The sequence below is a fragment of the Lysinibacillus sp. FSL M8-0355 genome (assembly GCF_038008985.1).
Classification (GTDB): Bacteria; Bacillota; Bacilli; order Bacillales_A; family Planococcaceae; genus Lysinibacillus; species Lysinibacillus fusiformis_D.
In genome coordinates this window covers 4,497,138-4,514,723 of the sequence record NZ_JBBPAI010000001.1, presented here as the reverse complement: position 1 = coordinate 4,514,723, position 17,586 = coordinate 4,497,138, and the positions used below count along the sequence as shown (strand labels likewise).

The following is a 17,586-nucleotide window of genomic DNA, read 5'->3' as shown; positions in this document are numbered from 1 at the left end:
AAGGGAGGTTATTTTACATAATGCGGTTTACTTACTTTATCGATCAAGAGAATACCATCGTATTGATCGCGTGGAACAAAGCTTTCCTGCATAACGCCCCAGCTATAGCCTATGCGAGGCTCAAACATCCATGAGTTGCCTCGCTCATTTTGACGATTGCGCATATCGATGAATGTATATGGTTTATTTTTTGTAGACAGAATATCCTCAATAGATCCCTTGATAGGTGGTAATACAGCCATCGGTTCACCCATATTATTTGCTGTCTCGCCACTTCCCATGTATAGGCCTAGTACATAGCTATATTTCTTGTAGATGTCTGGTAAACGTTCGCCCATTAATTTGACTGGATAAGGGGAACCCATTACATCCGATTGTGCTTTACGAATATGGTCATTATGTGCCCACACGATAAACTTTTCTGTTGGATAAACCTTTTCAGCTAACCAAAGTAAGTTTTCACCCATTGCCTGATCTCGCCATTCCATTGTTTGTAAAAATGACTCTATATTATTTTGTTCAAGGTCAATATTGGCCTGAATAGTTAGTTCAACATATTCATTTGCTAAACGAATACGATCTGCTAAAGTACGCTCCATCAGTTTTACAATGTGGGGTTCATTTGGATATGCTGCTTGCAACTCTTTTTCTTTTAACTGTACTTGTGCCTTTACTTGTTTATACACATTGATAATTGTTGCCTTTTCTTTTTGATAGCCCTTTAAATCTTTTCCTGAGCTCCATTCAGCGAGTTGTTTCTCTGCTTCACTGAATTGTTGAGCTAATTGGGGATTGTACAGCCAATCTCCATTCGTAAATGCCCCTTGCTGTTGAATATCAAAGCCCGTGAGAACAAGGGGTTGCTTTGTTGTATAAGTTGTTTTGGCGTATTCAAACAGAGGAAGGGTTTCTTTTGTCCACCATACACCGAAAATACCATCCTTCATTGTTTGTAGAGCCGCTTGTTTGTCAATTTTTCCTTGGGCGTTCATCACATTCCCCATGCCACTTTCAAAAGCGAGAACATTATAGCCCATTTCTTGATGTAAAAATTGTATTAACCGTGTTTTAGCTAGATTAAATTGTGCAACACCATGAGAGCTCTCTCCTAAAAAGACAATGCGCTTATCATGTAATAATGGCTTTAGCATCTCTAAATCCTCAAATTCACTAGATGGAATTTTTTGTCCATTAAATGTTTCAGGTTGAATGGAGGACAGGCTATAGGCATGATCGTTTACCCATTTTTTCCAATCTAATAACGTTTCATTAGAAGACCTAACCTGTTTGACTGTTGAATTAAGTTCAATATTGAGCTGTTCTTCATTTGCAGTGACAGCCGCAGAGACACTAGTTACTCCGTTTAGTGCCATTAAACTTGTCAGTGCAATACTTAATAAAACCTTACGTTTCCTATCTTTTTTCATTAATAATCAGCCCTTCTTCTTATATTGATACTTATTATAAGGAGCGAAGTTTAAAGCTTAGGAAGAGTTTGTTTAAATTTTGTTTAAATTTGCCTATATTGGCAAAAAAACATCCCCATTTGTAAAGTGGAGATGTTTATCATTATTTATAGTGATAGGTGCTTGCTCTAACATGGTTACGTTGAATTTGATTGAACCATGCACGATCCTTTTCTTCTTGCTTTAATGTACCAACAATGGAGGAGGAGCAGCTCACACAAATTTTAGCTTGTGTAATTTGTCCACATCGTTCACAGGGCGCTCCTAAATTAGGGAAAATGGACTTTTTTAACTTTCCTGCTTTTACCCATTTGTAAAGGAGTTCAGGTGACACTCCTGTTAAAGCGACTATCTCATCGTTTGTTAAGTAGCGATTATTTTTTCTTAATAAAAAATGATGTAACTCTGAAAATATGTCCTCTTCTCTCACATCAATTCTTTTATGGAATAGCAACATAACTAGTCCTCTCCTCGTCAAATCAATTAATGATTTCATTAACTGTTATAGGTTGTTCGTCATATTTATAATTTTCCCAACGATTACGCGCAAGCTTTCGATATTTTGGTGATACATTTCGATCGGCAATTAAACGTGAGAATCCTTTTTTAGCTTCTACAATATCACCGAGTCGAAGGCTTAATTCAGCATGTAAAAACTGGATTCTTTCTCCACCCTCCTGATTGGATGCAAAGGATTTACTATAAAAGTCTCTAGCTGCAAAAAGGTAACGCTTTTCGGATTCCTCATCGGTTTTTAAACGATAAAGCCAAGCAATTTTCAAGGCGAAATTCGCCATTAAAAGGGATTCCTCCATGGAAGCACGTGATACCAAATAAGCAAGCTTAAAACTGACAATGGCATCATCGATTGTACGTTCCTGACAAATATCCATCGGCTTCTGGAGCTCTTTAATGTAAATTTCATCAATGAGTTGCATGAAAGGTCCATATGTCCGTGTCATAGACTTATGGTAGGCATAGCCGCAATGGGGACAAACAGCAACCTCATACAGCAAAGGATTTAAGCCATCATAAACAGGCATGAAATCTGTTTGCTCCTCGATGATTTTATATCGATTCGGGCGTACTTTATAAGTTGTAAAATGCTTTTTGCAAAATTTACAATCTACACTACTTTCATAGTAGTAAATGTTAAATGCCATAAGAATCAACTCCTTTGCAGGATCTAAAATTTTGTTTCTTTTGCTCTATTTATACGTAAATGTTTATCGTTCAATGTATTTAAGTAGATATCTTTTATTTTAACAATTCTGTGTTCTTTGGTATACTCCTTTAGAATTATTAAAATAAAAATATTCATCTGTTTTATAGTTAATTGTCATTAAATCTATGCTTGTAATAGTATTTATCGGTGCTGTTAATGTAAGTTGTAGAGTTTGCTGAAAGTTTGTCAAAATACTTTCATACTTTTCATTAAGTATAAGGAATGAATTAAATGTTTGTGATTCTAAAGTACTGTTTTATAAAGGCGGCTTAAGATGAATTATAATATCATATTTTTTGATGTGGATGGAACACTGATTAATTACGAGGATGGCTGTGTGGAAGAAAGCACAAAGCAGGCCATTCAACTTTTGCAGGAGAGAGGAATTCACCTTGTAGCGGCTACAGGAAGACCTTTATCGATGTGTCAGGAGATACAAGCGCTGGGGATTGAAACCTTTATTACAGCAAATGGGGCATATGTGAAACACAAGGATTTAATCATACATAAAACACCTATTGCTAAAGATATTGTTCAAAATGTACAAGCTTTTGCACGTGAACAGCAGCATAGCCTCACATTTTTTACAGAGCAACTATCGATGAATGGCATTCAGCATCCAGCTGCTTTCAATGCGATGCAGGCAACTCTATCTTTACGAAATTTTCCGGTTGTGAATGAAAAAATTGTGGATGAAGAAGTTTTTCTCATGTGTCTATATGCAGATGAGGAGGCTGAAAAAAGATATGCTAGCCAATTTCCGCATATATTTTGGCAGCGATGGCATCCTTATATTGTGAATGTATTACAGCAGGATGTTGCCAAATCGATAGCTGTTAAAGCGGTACTAGACTATTTTAACATTGGTCCTGAAAATGCTATTGCTTTTGGAGATGGGGATAATGATATTGATATGTTAGAGCATGTAGGGCTAGGTATCGCTATGGGAAATGGTAGCGCAGCTCTAAAAGCAGTTGCGAATTTTGTTACAAAGAGTTCCACTGAAGGTGGTATTGACTTTGCTTTACGGCAGTTTCAAATGATATAAAGCTGCTGAAGGTCTTAAAGTCGATGCTTCAGGTTCTCTTAGATCTATTGAAGGAACTTGTTAATCAATGCGTTTTAATAAATTTTGGGTGGGATGTTATATGGCACATCATGTGCAATCTCTAATTGAACATTACGGGTATTTGGGTATTATCGTGATCCTAATTGGAGGCATTGTTGGGTTGCCACTACCTGATGAGGTCTTTCTAACATATGTTGGCTACAGTGTTTATATAGAAAGCCTTGAACACATTCCCGCTTTAGTAAGTGCAATGATTGGTGCAGTTGGCGGTATTACCTTAAGCTACTATATCGGCTATCGTTTTGGCTTACCATTATTGCAGAAATATGGACCCAAAATTCATATTACGGAGCAAAAAATTGATTTTACAAAACAACTGTTTACTAAAATTGGGCCAACTTTATTATTAATAGGCTATTTTATACCTGGTGTACGGCATCTGACAGCCTATATTGCGGCAATTAATAATTATCCATATAGAAAGTTTGCTTTTTTTGCCTATACAGGGGCATTTATCTGGACTTTCACATTTATAACGTTAGGGAGGATGCTTGGGGAGAAGTGGCGGTTTGTTGGTTATTATTTATCCCATTATAGTATTTATCTCATCCTATTGTTTGGCCTCGTAATGCTCATCGTTTACTATCTATTCAAAAAAAGAAATATACGAAAATAAAGGTCTGTATGATTCAACATATGAATCGTACAGACCTTTGTGTTATGGCAAAATAGCAAATGAGCGTACAGGGAATCCAGATGCCTTTTCAGGCTTAGGGACGATATTGAAGATAATTGCCCCCTTCGCAGGTAGCTTGTCCAAGTTAGTCATCAACTCAATTTGATAGATGTTTTGTTCAAGCACGAAGTATTCGCCATCTAGCTTACCATTTTTGTGAAAATCAGCGGCTGAATCAGTATCAAATGTTTCATGGCCAAGTGCACTTATTTGACGTTCCTTCAATAAAAATTGTAAAGCCTCTAAGCCCCAGCCTGGTATATGGTTATGTCCATCCATATCTTGGTTACTAAATGCCTCTTTATCTGGCCAGCGCTTACTCCAATCCGTACGTAGCGCTACAAAGGTACCTGCTTCAATTACTCCATGTTGTGCTTCAAAATCAAAAATATCTTGCACACTTAGCGAGAAGTCATGATTGCTAGCAGCTTCTCGTGATTTATCAATGACGACAAGAGGAAGAACTAGTTCTTTTAGTTCTAATTCTTCTAGATAGCGGGAGTCTCGCACAAAATGAATGGGTGGGTCGATATGTGTGCCATATTGTCCTGGGAACGTGAATTGTTGTGCGAAGAACCCGTCATCATGAGAGAATAATGTTTCAAATTTAGCATCTTCAAACATAAAAAAATGTGGGGAATTAGGGCCGAATGTATGTGTTAAATCAACCCATTGTTTTGATTTTAATAATTGTAATGCTTGTAAAAGTTGGTTTGACATTGATTTCACTGCTTTCTGTTAAAATTAGTAGAACATAAAAAAGAGTCCTCTTAGAAGAGGACTCCAGAATAAGCAACGGTAGTTCTTCTTCTCATCTTTCAGGCTTAAAATTTTGCCAATTGGAATTAGCACCATACTGTTGAGCTGGTTGCTGAGACTTCATCGGGCCAATCCCTCCGTCTCTCTTGATAAGAAAAGTGATATAAGAATTTTCAGAAATAATAATAAAAACACTTTAGCATAGAATTTTATAGTTTACAAGTTCGATAGAGATATAAGGGTAAATTTTTTTACCAACTTAAATTTATGGTTATGCCACAACAACCATTATCCATAAGACGTATTCTGAAATTGTCTGGTGTATAATTTGCATCAAATTTCATCGTAATGCCTGTTGATGTGATTAATTTATCAACCTCTGTTTTATTTGAAAGCTGTGCAGCATTCATTAGATCATGTGCAAATTGTTGAGAGCTATCAATTTTATCCGTAAGCAATTGAGCCTGTTGCATGATCGCCTTTATCCGTGTAGCTGACATTTTTAATTTATGTGTGTCGACAGGTGGAAAGGGGGTAGTGTTCGGCATTGCTAAATGTTGAGGAATAGGTCTAACGGCAAGCTGCTGGGCAAGTGGCGACGTTGGGTAATGATAAGGATGAACAAAGTACGGATAAGGATTGTAATACAATGTAATTCCTCCTATCCTATAGCTGATATCTTATCTTATGTAGCTAAACGTCTTTAGGTGTTATTTTGCAGTGCAATGTCTGTCCTAATCATTTAAAAAGGAAGCCAAAGTGAGCTTCCTCTTTTAGCCGAGAACATGTAAGACATCATCAATTTTTTTACTATGAGACAGAATACCGTAATTCATCCATGTTAAAAAATCCACTTCATATACACAGTTGGTTTTAACTGCAGCTAGATTTTTCCACATAGAAGTTTTTAAAATCGTACGCTCCTCGTTCTCGTAAATGGAATGTTGTTTATCAAAAGTAATAAATAAATGATCCGCATCTAATTGCAGCAATTGATCAAATGTCAGTGGTGCTTTACGTTGATTGTGCGGAATACTCCAGACAAGTGGATGTGGCATTAAACCGAGGTCACGATATAAAATTGGCCCCGTATAGCCACATTCAGGACCCGCATATAGAGTAATGCCAATAGCTGAAATGCGGAGAAATGCCACACTTTGCCCATAAACGGATTTACTAAGAATTCCTTTTGCTTGCTGTACCTTATCCTCATATTGTAGGATCACGTCTTGCATCAAGGCGGTTTTTCCTGTTAAATCAGCAATCTTAAACAAAGTAGACTGCCAGTTCTCTCCAGGATGTGAGATATGACAGATGGGAGCTACTTCATTTAAATGATGACAGGATTCCCATCGCTCTATACCTGCATCTAGCATAATTAATGTTGGTTTATAGTGAAGGAGTCGATCCATTTCTCCATTTTGTACATCGATATCCGGCACTTCTTGAAGACCTAAATAGTCTTGTTTTCCCCATTTTGGATGACTGAATTGAGCAATTGGTGTAATCCCAAGGGCGACAAAGAAGTCTTCTAAGAATGGTGCAAATACACGTAGATTGCTGCTTTGGTTTCTTCTATATTGTCCTGGAGAGATGCCGACATGTTCTTTAAAACGACGATTGAAATAATATTCATTATTAAATCCGATAGACTGACTAATTTCAAATACCCGATCATTTGTTGTCATTAATAATTGCTTGGCTTTTTCAATGCGAATGTTATTTAAATAGTGAAGAGGGATTTGCCCTGTAATCTCTTTGAACATACGGGTATAATTCCATCTTGGAACATCAGCTAGCTCTGCCAACTGCTCGACAGTCCACTCTTTTTCAAAATGTTTATGCAAATAGTTAATGGATTGCTCAACAGATTGACGATCATTTTTTTGCACCAGCTTGGGTATTGTTTGATGTAAGAGCAATAACATCAGCTCTTGAAAGTGTACATGCTGCTCAAAGATGGTGTGCTCATCCTCCGCTAGACGGTTCTGATAAATGGCTTCTAGCAGTCTACGACATTGCGAAAAGGGGAGGAGACGTTGCTCTTTGACACGCTTAAAAGGGCTAGTAGTCTGTTTATTGCTAAGATGGACAATGTTGAACTGTAATTGATAAAAACAAAGGTGCTCGTTTTGAATGCGTATATTAGCCGTGTTATTAGGAGGAATCGATATGCACTTTTCTTCACTAAGATGAATGGTGTTATGATCTATTTCTAGCTTTCCGCTGCCACTCATTACGATGAAAAGTGTATAGAAATCACTATTAAACTGCTGCTTGTTCGTTGATTGAATCACATAAGAAATAGTTTGTAACGTATAGACATGTGTTAAGTTACCCATTGATGATTCACCCCTTTATAATTGAATTTGGAGAACAACACAAAGAAAGCTCTCTGAAGAGCTTTCTTTCATGTTGTTGAAAAAAGATGATGTCAACGGCAGAAAAAGCAAATTTGCAAGGTGAAAGGTTGATTTCCGTTCCGCCAGCGCCCTTTCCAGGGGGCGTCCGATGAGCCGCTTCACTCACTTACGCTCGCTCCAGGGTCTCATCTGTGACGCTAAATCCTCTAGGAGTGACGCTGGCTCCACTCCAATCAACCATTCTGCAAAGTGTCTTTACTTTTTTTCATAGTAGTATAGCGATCAAATAGCCCATTATCTGTATTCTTAGAGGGGATAGGCTCTTATTTTCAATATGGAGAAGTGATGAATGACAATCATCCTCCATAAAATAAGTAGCAAACACCTTCACTTTATTTGAAAACCTTTGCTAAAAAGGTACCATTTTTGTGGGTTGGAGTGGAAGGCTACTTGACTCCCATGGGATAGCGAGACAGGCGAGCCCCTGCACGGAGGAAGCGGCTCAGCGCTCGCCCACAGGAAAGCAAGTAGCCTGCAACAGAAATCCATTTTCATCTTTCACAAAAATTTTATGGATGGTTTTGTTTTTCAACGCTATGCAAAGAAAGCCCTCATAGAGCTTTCTTTTGAAAATTATTTCACGAACCATTTTTCAAGATCATCATATTTCAGCAGGTTAGCTGTGATAGCTCCAGACTGCCAATATGTTCGATCCGCAATATAGACATGCCCATTTTTAACAGCAGGTACTGTTTTCCATAGTGTACTATCTAACCATTTAATCGCTTCTTGATTTTCTTTCGAATCCCAAGTGCCATTTGAAGGGAAAAGGATGATATGATCCGCATCTAGCTCTGGAATAGCCTCTTCTGATAAGACTTCATGAAACTCTGTCATATCACGTGCTAACGGATGTGGTGTCAAGCCCGTTTCTGTGTAAATATAGCCAGTGTAGCGATTTTTAATGCCAAATAAAGCTAATGTATTATCTGCGACATTTAGACGTACAACAGCAACTGTTTCGTCTCCAATTGATTCATCTAATTTTGCTTTTAAATCGGATACACGTTGCTCATATTTATCAACGATTTCCTTTGCTTTATCAGGAATATTTAAAACATCAGCTATTGTTTTTACAATTTCACGTGGATTTTGTAGAATATCTTCTTTTAAGCGGTAAGTAGGTGCAATCTTTGAGTATTCTTCATATTTTGCCTTATCCGCGGCGCCATCCACAATGATTAAATCAGGCTTAGCTTGTAGTAATGTTTCCATACTACCAGTAATGTCGAACTCAGGAACATCTAATCCTAAATAGTCCTGTTTACCCCATGATGGGTGATACCATTGCACAACAGGTTTTACATCCAAGGCAGTTAAATAATCTTCCATATAGATAGCAGCTACACGCTGTGGGTTTGTAGGAATTTCTACTTTTCCAAACTCATCTTCTACAATTCTTGTATCTTTAGTTGATTGATCTTCTTTCGCTGTATCCTCTTTTACTTCATTTGAGCCACAGGCACCTAACACGAACATTAGTGCAAGTAAAAGGACAAATGAAAAATATCGACCTCTACACATTGCTATTCACTCCTATTAATTTACTAAAACAGTAAGAATGTCATCTTAACCTATAATGATAATCATTCTCGTTTGATTCAAGTAAATTATAGGACACAACATATCAACAAACAATACACATTCTCTACTTCTTTTTTATACAAAATGAAATTTGACTTCCTATTGTTTTTTATTATCGAAAATGTACCAGACTAATGTAACAATTGCTGCAAGCATAACCATTAAAAATCCATACAAGGGAGTATGCGCTAATGATTGATGGTGAATAATAAAGCCCCCAATATAGGACCCTAAAAATATACCAATGTTGAAGGCAGAAATATTTAATGCTGAGGCCATAGAAATAGCTGATGGTACATATTTTTCAGACAGTAGAACAGCATATAGCTGCAATCCTGGGACATTCATAAACATAAATAAGCCCATTACTAATACCATGATTAATCCGATAATAGGTGATTCGAGCATGAAGCCAATGCCGAGCAACGCCAAGGCAAGTCCTACAAAAATAATAAAGATAGAACGTAGCGGATTATGATTAGCAAAATGACCACCTAATGTATTACCGATCGCAACGCAAATACCATAGACCACTAAAATAATGACTACTGCATGAGGAGAATACCCCATATATTGCTCTAAAATAGGTGAAATATATGTGTAGACAACAAAGGCACCACCGTATCCAATTGCGGTAATGAACAATATTAAAATCATGCGAATATTGCCTAATACTTTGCCAATATCACGAATAGAGATAGGATTGCCTTTCGACAATTGGTTAGGTACTAAGATCGCATTACTAATTAAACCGATAATCCCAATGACGACGATAAAGATGAACGACATCCGCCAGTCTGTTACTTGACCAATAAATGTACCAAGTGGAACACCTGTTACAGTAGCCAAAGTTAAGCCTGTAAACATAAAGGCAATAGCACTGGCTCGTTTATTTGGTTCCACTACATCAGCCGCTATAACGGAAGCGATGGACATAAACACACCGTGTGCTAATGCTGAAATAATACGTCCGATTAATAATAAAGAGAAATTAGGTGCTAAAGCGACTGCTAAGTTACCTACTATAAAGATGGTCATGACAAGCAATAATACGGTTTTTCGACTAAGGCGTGATGTTAAGGCTGTTAATAATGGAGCTCCAACAGTTACCCCTAGTGCATATATAGAAACGGTTAAGCCAGCTGTGCTTAGAGAGATACCAAAGTCATCTGTAATTAATGGTAGAAGTCCAACGCTAATAAATTCAGTGGAACCTATACCGAATGCACTGATTGCAAGAGCTAGTAAGGTTAATTTAGCACTTGACTCTTTTGATTTTGACATACTATTAAAATCTCCTTTGATTTTTTTTATTGTGTGTAGTACTATTCATACATACCTAAAAGATATGTACGGTACTTTTAGTTACTTTTGAATATTACAGGGGGTCACAATGCAAAAAGTTTATAATATTGGTGTTGAAGCTACGCTTGAAGTTATCGGCGGTAAATGGAAACCAGTCATTCTTTGTCATTTAAACCACCATGGTAAAATTCGAACAAATGAGTTTCGCCGATTAATTCCGGGTATTTCTCAAAAAATGCTTACAAGTCAATTAAGAGAGTTAGAGCAGGCTGGATTAATTCATCGAAAGGTCTTCAATCAAGTACCACCAAAAGTCGAATATTCATTAACGACCTATGGACAAGGGATGGAACCTATTCTGAACATGCTTTGCACTTGGGGCGAAAAGCATGTTGAATTATTACAGGATAAAGGTGAAGATGTACTGTTAAAACAACGTGATGAAGATATCGCAATGCAGCAAACATCGTAATGAGGGGAGAAAGAGACTGTCACATGTAAGACAGTCTCTTTTCCTCTTTTTATGCTTATAGAGCAAAGTCGAATTCATTTGGATTCGGTCCGACACGCTGTTCAAGATTCATCGCATTGATTGTAGCCATTTCTTCGTCTGTTAGAAGGAAGTCGAAGATATCAGCATTTTGTAGCATGCGTTCTCGACGCACAGATTTTGGAATCGCAATAATGCCGTTTTGTACATCCCAGCGCAAAATAACTTGAGCATTAGATTTTCCATATTTTATTGCGATTTTCGAAATCGTTTCATCTTCAAGAAGCCCACCTTGCATTAAAGGTGCCCAAGCCTCCAGTTGAATTTGGTGGTTATTACAGAATGAATGAAGCTCAGCTTGCTGTAAGCGTGGATGAAATTCCACTTGATTAATAACAGGTTTAATGCGAGCAAATGATAGTAAGTTTTGCAAGTGTGAGGCTGTGAAATTACATACGCCAATTGCTTTTATCTTACCTTGATCATATAAGTCTTCTAGAGCCTTCCAAGAGTCAGTATATTTATCTTTACCTGGCCAATGAATAAGATAAAGATCTAGATAATCTAAATCCAGTTTTTCTAAACTCTTTTCATAGGCTGTAATAGTTTCCTCATAGCTTAATCCATCGTTCCACACTTTTGATGTAATAAACAGGTCTTCACGTTGTAAACTAGTGGATGTTAGTGCCTGTTTAATACCTTCTCCTACACCTTCTTCATTGCCATAAATAGCAGCTGTATCGATGCTTCGATAGCCGACCTCGATGGCGTTTTTGACCATTTCTGCAGTAGCGCCATTCTCGACTTGGAAAACACCTAAACCCATACCAGGCATTTGTAAGCCATTATTTAATGTGATTGTATCTTGTAAATGAGTAATCATTTTTATTCCTCCAATATGTGAGTTTGCTTGATTGCTTTTTCATTATGATGTTTCGATAAGGTGAAAAAAAGTACGCACATTTTTGTTTCATAGAAACGTCGAGGTAACTTTTGTGAGCTGACAATGGTTAGAGGAATAAAAAATTTTGCTATTAAACAAAATGGTAAGCCCCTAATTGGTCACGCATCTTCTAATCAGAAAAATATGGGGCGCTATGGAATGACAATTGCCTGTACAAAGAGTATTTGGACTGAAGTAAACGAATGACTTTTTTTCTGTAATAAAGGGAATTTTTGTTGGATAGCGAATTTAAATTAAAAATAGTAAAACTTTATAAAGGGGAATTGGAAGATGAATCGGTTAAATTTAATCACATTAGGTGTTATAGATATGGTGAAATCACTAGCATTTTATCGAGAGGGGCTTGGCTTTGAGGTAGTCGTGTACGGAGACGAAACGAATCCAGATGTGATGTTCTTTAATAATGGAGGAACGAAAATATCGCTTTTTCCAATTGAACGCTTAGTCAAAGACATCAATGAAGCCAACCCACCAGAAATTAGCCGTGGCTTTGGCGGAATTACACTTGCCTATAATGGTAAAACAAAAGAAGAAGTAGATCGTGTATTTGCATTAGCAAAAGAGGCTGGAGCGACAATTGTGAAAGAGCCAGAAACTGTGTTTTGGGGAGGCTATAGTGGCTATTTCCAAGATCCAAATGGCTACTACTGGGAAGTAGCCTATGGTGACATGTGGCAGTTTGATGAAAATGATATGCTGATTATTCAATAATAATCCAAAAAGAGAGCAAACTAGAAACATTAGTTTGCTCTCTTTTGCATGAACTGTTAAATATCCTAAGTTTTGAGCAGCTTTAGACAAGTAAAGAATCTTTTCATCCACAGGGCAGTAGGATTTTGTATGTATACCTGCCTATTCCCACAATTAATAAGATTTTACCCTATAATAACCATGTATGGGATTTATATTGTTTTTAATTTCTAATTAAATGTATAATGCAAAATATGGTATTTTAATATAATTTTTAATTAGTAATAAGGAGGGTGACCATTGATTCGTATATTGTACATAGAAGATGAAAAAGAAATAGGGCAATGGGTCAGTAAGGAATTAACTGAAAGAGGCTATGAAGTAACCTGGTTAGAGTCTGGAGAAGATCTTGAGCAACATATTGCCTCAAAGGATATTGCTATATTGGATGTGATGCTACCTGGCTTAGATGGTTTCTCCATTGGCAAAAGAATTAAACGAGAAAATAAGGACTTGCCAATATTAATGTTATCAGCTCGAACGGCTATTGAGGATAAAATTGAAGGGCTCCACTTCGCTGATGATTATGTAACAAAGCCATTCCACCCCGATGAACTAGTAGCAAGGCTTGAAGTATTACTGAGAAGATATCAAAAAAATGATGATGTCCTAGCATTGAAGCACCTAAAAATTTATACGAAAGATATGCGAATTATCAATACATTGGATGAAGAAGAAATTCTTTTGACTGGTAAACAATTTTATTTATTGCAGTATTTTATACGTCACCTCAATCAAATTTTAACGAAGGAACAACTCTATGAGGGTGTTTGGGGTGAGAGTTATATAGAAGGTGATAAAACATTGATGGTACATATCCGTTACTTAAGAGAAAAGATTGAAGTAAATCCTGCAAAGCCTCTGATTATCGAAACAATTCGAGGTATAGGCTATAGGGTGAAACTATGAAATTTTTCCGATCACTATTAGCAAAATATATGCTAATTATTTTATTAGCCATATCAATTGTGCAAATATCCTATCTGGGTGTTGCGATTTTCGTGTTAGGCATTACAAAAACAGCGTCTGGAGAATTTTCAAGTGATGTTCTTCTGGAAAGTGAAATCGAGGAGCAATGGCATACAGAGGCCAACAGCATAAAACAAGCTTCAGATCATACTGTTGCCGAGTTTTTTCAAAAATGGCAAGAGCAATATCCTACAGCCTCTATGTTTTGGGTAAGTGAAGAGGGCAATCTCCTGACTTCTGTCAATGTGAAGGAGCAGTTACCAACAAAATGGACACCAGCCTATACAACTCAATTTATAAAGGAACGCTATGGAGGTAATCCATTTACTGTTATGGCTTTCGTAGGCGGTGATGTATCAAATGGCTTTATTGTATTAGAGATTTCAAGGGAAGCCTTTAATCCACCGCTTATTAAGGTCTATGATAACTATGGTAGCTTCTTACTTTTTGGTGTAATTGCCGTTATTTTATTTTTTATTGTCGTTTCGCTTTTATTTTTCAAAGGAATCCGAAAAAGATTATTACATCTCCAAGAGGCCATGGAGATACGTGATGTAGACGGTCTACCTATTGAGATTCATGTGAAAAAGCGGGATGAAATTGGGCAATTAGAGCATAGCTTTAACAGAATGGTTTGCGAGCTGAGAGATAGTAAACAGCGTCAACAGAAGGAAGAACAGCTAAGACGTGAACTGATTGCCAATTTATCACATGATTTACGGACACCGTTAACAAAAGTAAGAGCCCAGTCCTATACGATTAGCAAAGAAACCTTGTCAGAGGAAGGCAAACAAGCTTTGAAGGCAATGGAAACATCGATAGTGAATATTGATGCTTTGATCGAAAATCTAATGTCCTATACATTGTTAATGGCAAGTAAATATAATTTCGAACCGAAAAACATCAATGTTATTCGGTTTGTGCGGGAACATCTAACAACCTGGTATCCAGTTTTTGAGCGAGAAGGTTTTACGATCGACATTGAACTGCAAGCATTTGAACCTAATGAATGGCGTGTTGATCCATTATGGTTAGGACGAATATTTGATAATATATTCCAAAATGTATTGCGTCACGCTAACAGTGGGAAATATATAAAGGTGACAACGGAATCAACGGAGAGCTACAGAGCATTTCTGATTGAGGACCATGGTCAAGGGATGAAAAATGAATCGAATGCTAAGGGGGCAGGAATTGGTTTATCCATTGTTGATGTAATGGTAAAGGGTATGGGTTTAGAATGGGACATAAACTCCAATCACTCGGGCACAAAAATTAGTATAAAAAATGTGATTCAATCTGCGAAGCTTGAGAAGTAAAAGCTCGCAGATTTTTTTATGTTGATGCAACAATTTTTTGTATCGAAAGCATAGCAGCAGAAAAAGAAAGGCTCTTATAAAAAGAGTAGAAGTTTTTTAAACAAAATTTAAACTTGGTCCATACCTGTTTTTAACCTTTTCTTCTTATGATAGTAAATGAGGTGAGAACATTGGAATATATCGTACAAACACAAAACTTATCAAAACACTTTGGGAAAGAGCAAGCTGTATCAAATATGAATTTACAAATACAAAAAGGTGAAATATACGGATTTTTAGGGCCAAATGGAGCAGGGAAAACGACTACCATTCGTATGCTTCTTGGTTTAATGAAGCCTTCCACAGGTACCATTAAAATTTTTCAAAAAGACATTACGAAGGAGCGTATTCAAATCTTAGCCAATGTAGGTTCATTAGTAGAGAATCCTTCCTACTACCCACATTTAACAGCATACGAGAATTTGGAGGCACTAAGAAAAATAGTAGGTGTACCGAAATCTCGAATCGATGAAGTTCTCGAAATTGTCCGTTTGAAGGAAGCTGCTAATAAAAAGGTAAAGGGCTTTTCGTTAGGGATGAAGCAACGTCTAGGTATTGCTGCTTCTCTACTGCATAATCCTGAATTACTTATTTTAGATGAACCAACCAATGGTCTGGATCCTTCAGGAATTATTGAAATTCGCAATTTAATTAAAAGGCTACCAAAGGAATACGGCATGACTATTATTATTTCCAGCCATTTATTATCAGAGATCGATCAAATGGCGACTCAAGTAGGGATTGTTTCTAAGGGGAAATTGATTTTCCAAGATTCTATTGAGGCGATGCGTAGGTTTGCTCAACCAAAGATTCTATTTAAAGTGAACGATGGTGAAAAAGGATGGCGCTCTCTATTAGCCCATGGAATTAAAGCAGATTATCAAGATGGGGTTATTTTATTAGAGGAATGCTCAGATGAAAAAGTTGCTCATATTGTCCATGTTCTTGTTCAGGAGGGTATTTCAGTATTCCGAGTGGAGGAAGAGAAACGCTCATTGGAGGATATATTCCTGCAAATGACGATGGGAGAGCAGGCGATATGATGGGCAAGCTGTTAACTGCTGATTTTTTAAAAATCAAACGCAAAGGATTATGGTTTTTAACGCTCTTAGGTCCCTTAGGTGTTGTCGCTCTACAAATGGTCAATTATGGAGTAAGAAAGGATTACCTCTTACAGCAAAGTGAAGATGATTGGGGCTATTATTTACTAAATGTTCATTCATTTACACCGCTTGCCATTGTGTTGGGCATTGCCATTTTAACGTCCTTCATGGCGAGTATTGAAAACGAGACTAACGCTTGGAAGCAGCTTATCGCATTACCTGTATCCAAATTAACCGTGTATTTATCTAAATATACTGTGTTAGCTATTCTACTATTTTTGTCTTCAACACTACTCATGATTTTTACGCTGAGTTATGGGCTGTTTTTAAATCTAGGTGAATCTATTCCTTATATGGAGTTAGTTAAATTTAGTTACTTCCCTGCGCTTGCAGCATTGCCTATTTTGGCACTTCAATTGTGGATTGCGAGTGTAAGCCATAATCAAGGAATTCCTATTACAGTAGGCATTTTTGGGGTGATATTTGCTTATTCCTCCTATGTTCTACCTGACTGGATGATATGGAAATGGCCATCATTGATGAACCACTGGGATGAGCCGATAATCAATGTCATGCTAGGTGTAGGGATTGGTATTTTACTCTATATTGCTGGCATGGTCGATTTTGCAAGAAGGGACGTGAAATAATGAACGCTTTACTGCAAGCTGAATGGTTTAAATTGCGTAAATCAAAAATGGTACCTATTATTTTGGCGGGGCCCATGATTGGGCTTTTCATTGGACTATCAGCAAATTTAGAGGACAATATGCAGGGACTGGAAATAAATGAATGGTATATTGCCTTATTTTCAATGAATTTAACATACGCATTATTATTTTTACCTCTTATTACGGCCGTTTTTGCGAGTCTCATCTGTAGATATGAACATCAGTCTGGCGGATGGAAGCAGCTTTTAGCATTACCGGTAACGAGAGGGAAAGTATTTGTAGCAAAATATGTGTTAATTATGCTGCTTGTTCTAGCGATGCAGCTCTTGTATTTAGGCTCCATCTTTGCTGTAGGTATGCTGAAGGGCTATACAGATCCTTTTCCAATGGGAATCGTATGGAAAAGTATTGTTGGAGGATGGGTAGCAACATTGCCTTTAGTGGCCCTTCAATTATGGTTATCCATAATGTTTAAAAGCTTTGCTGCTCCATTTGCTGTCAATGTCATATTTACGCTGCCATCAATTTTAGCGGTGAACTCTGAACGAATTGGTCCATATTATCCCTGGGCACAGCCTTTTTCAATGATGTACATAGGTGGCAATACAGACGATATATTCTTTGTGCCATGGGAGCAATTGTTAACAGTAGTAGGTGGTGGGTTCATCCTATTTTTCCTCGGAGGATATTACTATTTCCAACGAAAAGCCATTTAAC

General features: G+C 37.2%; 18 protein-coding genes and 1 riboswitch. Of the genes, 9 read left to right on the top strand and 9 right to left on the bottom strand.

Going from position 1 to position 17,586, the window contains the following annotated elements:
• Window positions 1–8: 8 nt before the first annotated feature.
• From MKY46_RS22075 to MKY46_RS22065, 3 genes are all read right to left on the bottom strand, one after another.
• Window positions 9–1,427 (bottom strand): erythromycin esterase family protein, encoded by a 1,419-nt coding sequence (locus MKY46_RS22075; protein WP_340835394.1) that lies wholly within the window; start codon window positions 1,425–1,427, stop codon window positions 9–11.
• Window positions 1,428–1,569: 142 nt separating this feature from the next.
• The gene (locus tag MKY46_RS22070; RefSeq protein ID WP_036128737.1) at window positions 1,570–1,923 is read right to left on the bottom strand and encodes a hypothetical protein; all 354 of its coding nucleotides are present in this window, start codon (window positions 1,921–1,923) and stop codon (window positions 1,570–1,572) included.
• Window positions 1,924–1,945: 22 nt separating this feature from the next.
• The gene (locus MKY46_RS22065; RefSeq protein WP_036128736.1) at window positions 1,946–2,629 is read right to left on the bottom strand and encodes a DUF2225 domain-containing protein; all 684 of its coding nucleotides are present in this window, start codon (window positions 2,627–2,629) and stop codon (window positions 1,946–1,948) included.
• A gap of 336 nt (window positions 2,630–2,965) precedes the next feature.
• Between MKY46_RS22065 and MKY46_RS22060 the strand changes: the two genes are divergently transcribed.
• Together MKY46_RS22060 and MKY46_RS22055 are read left to right on the top strand one after the other, a co-directional pair.
• Window positions 2,966–3,739, top strand: a complete 774-nt coding sequence (locus tag MKY46_RS22060; RefSeq protein WP_340835393.1) for a Cof-type HAD-IIB family hydrolase — start codon at window positions 2,966–2,968, stop codon at window positions 3,737–3,739.
• Between the two features lie 100 nt (window positions 3,740–3,839).
• Window positions 3,840–4,436, top strand: coding sequence for a DedA family protein (locus MKY46_RS22055; protein WP_036128732.1), 597 nt, complete (start codon window positions 3,840–3,842; stop codon window positions 4,434–4,436).
• Window positions 4,437–4,478: 42 nt separating this feature from the next.
• On the opposite strand, the gene MKY46_RS22050 is transcribed toward MKY46_RS22055, so the two are convergent.
• The 5 genes from MKY46_RS22050 to MKY46_RS22030 form a co-directional block, all read right to left on the bottom strand.
• Window positions 4,479–5,216, bottom strand: coding sequence for a cyclase family protein (locus MKY46_RS22050; protein ID WP_036128730.1), 738 nt, complete (start codon window positions 5,214–5,216; stop codon window positions 4,479–4,481).
• Window positions 5,217–5,304: 88 nt separating this feature from the next.
• Window positions 5,305–5,411: riboswitch (SAM riboswitch) on the bottom strand.
• A 95-nt stretch (window positions 5,412–5,506) separates the two neighbouring features.
• Window positions 5,507–5,905, bottom strand: coding sequence for a hypothetical protein (locus MKY46_RS22045; RefSeq protein WP_036128728.1), 399 nt, complete (start codon window positions 5,903–5,905; stop codon window positions 5,507–5,509).
• A 123-nt stretch (window positions 5,906–6,028) separates the two neighbouring features.
• Window positions 6,029–7,597, bottom strand: a complete 1,569-nt coding sequence (locus MKY46_RS22040; RefSeq protein ID WP_036128726.1) for a helix-turn-helix domain-containing protein — start codon at window positions 7,595–7,597, stop codon at window positions 6,029–6,031.
• Between the two features lie 654 nt (window positions 7,598–8,251).
• Window positions 8,252–9,202: an ABC transporter substrate-binding protein gene (locus MKY46_RS22035; protein WP_340835391.1), complete on the bottom strand. Its 951-nt coding sequence runs from the start codon at window positions 9,200–9,202 to the stop codon at window positions 8,252–8,254.
• A gap of 159 nt (window positions 9,203–9,361) precedes the next feature.
• The gene (locus MKY46_RS22030) at window positions 9,362–10,546 is read right to left on the bottom strand and encodes an MFS transporter (protein ID WP_141904202.1); all 1,185 of its coding nucleotides are present in this window, start codon (window positions 10,544–10,546) and stop codon (window positions 9,362–9,364) included.
• 109 nt (window positions 10,547–10,655) lie between these two features.
• Here MKY46_RS22030 and MKY46_RS22025 point away from each other — a divergent pair, with 109 nt between their 5' ends.
• Complete coding sequence (locus MKY46_RS22025; protein ID WP_036128717.1) at window positions 10,656–11,039, top strand: winged helix-turn-helix transcriptional regulator; 384 nt, start codon at window positions 10,656–10,658, stop codon at window positions 11,037–11,039.
• Between the two features lie 55 nt (window positions 11,040–11,094).
• Here the strand turns inward: MKY46_RS22025 and MKY46_RS22020 are convergent, their stop codons facing one another.
• Window positions 11,095–11,940, bottom strand: coding sequence for an aldo/keto reductase (locus tag MKY46_RS22020; protein ID WP_036128715.1), 846 nt, complete (start codon window positions 11,938–11,940; stop codon window positions 11,095–11,097).
• Window positions 11,941–12,291: 351 nt separating this feature from the next.
• On the opposite strand from MKY46_RS22020, the gene MKY46_RS22015 reads away from it, so the two are divergent.
• From MKY46_RS22015 to MKY46_RS21990, 6 genes are all read left to right on the top strand, one after another.
• A complete protein-coding gene (locus MKY46_RS22015) occupies window positions 12,292–12,732 on the top strand; it encodes a VOC family protein (RefSeq protein WP_036128713.1) in 441 nt (146 codons plus the stop codon).
• 279 nt (window positions 12,733–13,011) lie between these two features.
• Complete coding sequence (locus tag MKY46_RS22010; RefSeq protein ID WP_036128711.1) at window positions 13,012–13,680, top strand: response regulator transcription factor; 669 nt, start codon at window positions 13,012–13,014, stop codon at window positions 13,678–13,680.
• Window positions 13,677–15,059: a sensor histidine kinase gene (locus tag MKY46_RS22005; protein WP_036128710.1), complete on the top strand. Its 1,383-nt coding sequence runs from the start codon at window positions 13,677–13,679 to the stop codon at window positions 15,057–15,059. The genes MKY46_RS22010 and MKY46_RS22005 overlap by 4 nt, the downstream gene beginning before the upstream one ends.
• A 170-nt stretch (window positions 15,060–15,229) precedes the next feature.
• Window positions 15,230–16,141, top strand: coding sequence for an ABC transporter ATP-binding protein (locus MKY46_RS22000; protein WP_036128707.1), 912 nt, complete (start codon window positions 15,230–15,232; stop codon window positions 16,139–16,141).
• Window positions 16,138–16,848: an ABC transporter permease gene (locus MKY46_RS21995; RefSeq protein ID WP_036128706.1), complete on the top strand. Its 711-nt coding sequence runs from the start codon at window positions 16,138–16,140 to the stop codon at window positions 16,846–16,848. The genes MKY46_RS22000 and MKY46_RS21995 overlap by 4 nt, the downstream gene beginning before the upstream one ends.
• Window positions 16,848–17,585, top strand: coding sequence for an ABC transporter permease (locus tag MKY46_RS21990; protein WP_036128704.1), 738 nt, complete (start codon window positions 16,848–16,850; stop codon window positions 17,583–17,585). The genes MKY46_RS21995 and MKY46_RS21990 overlap by 1 nt, the downstream gene beginning before the upstream one ends.
• The last annotated feature ends 1 nt before the right edge of the window (window position 17,586 follow it).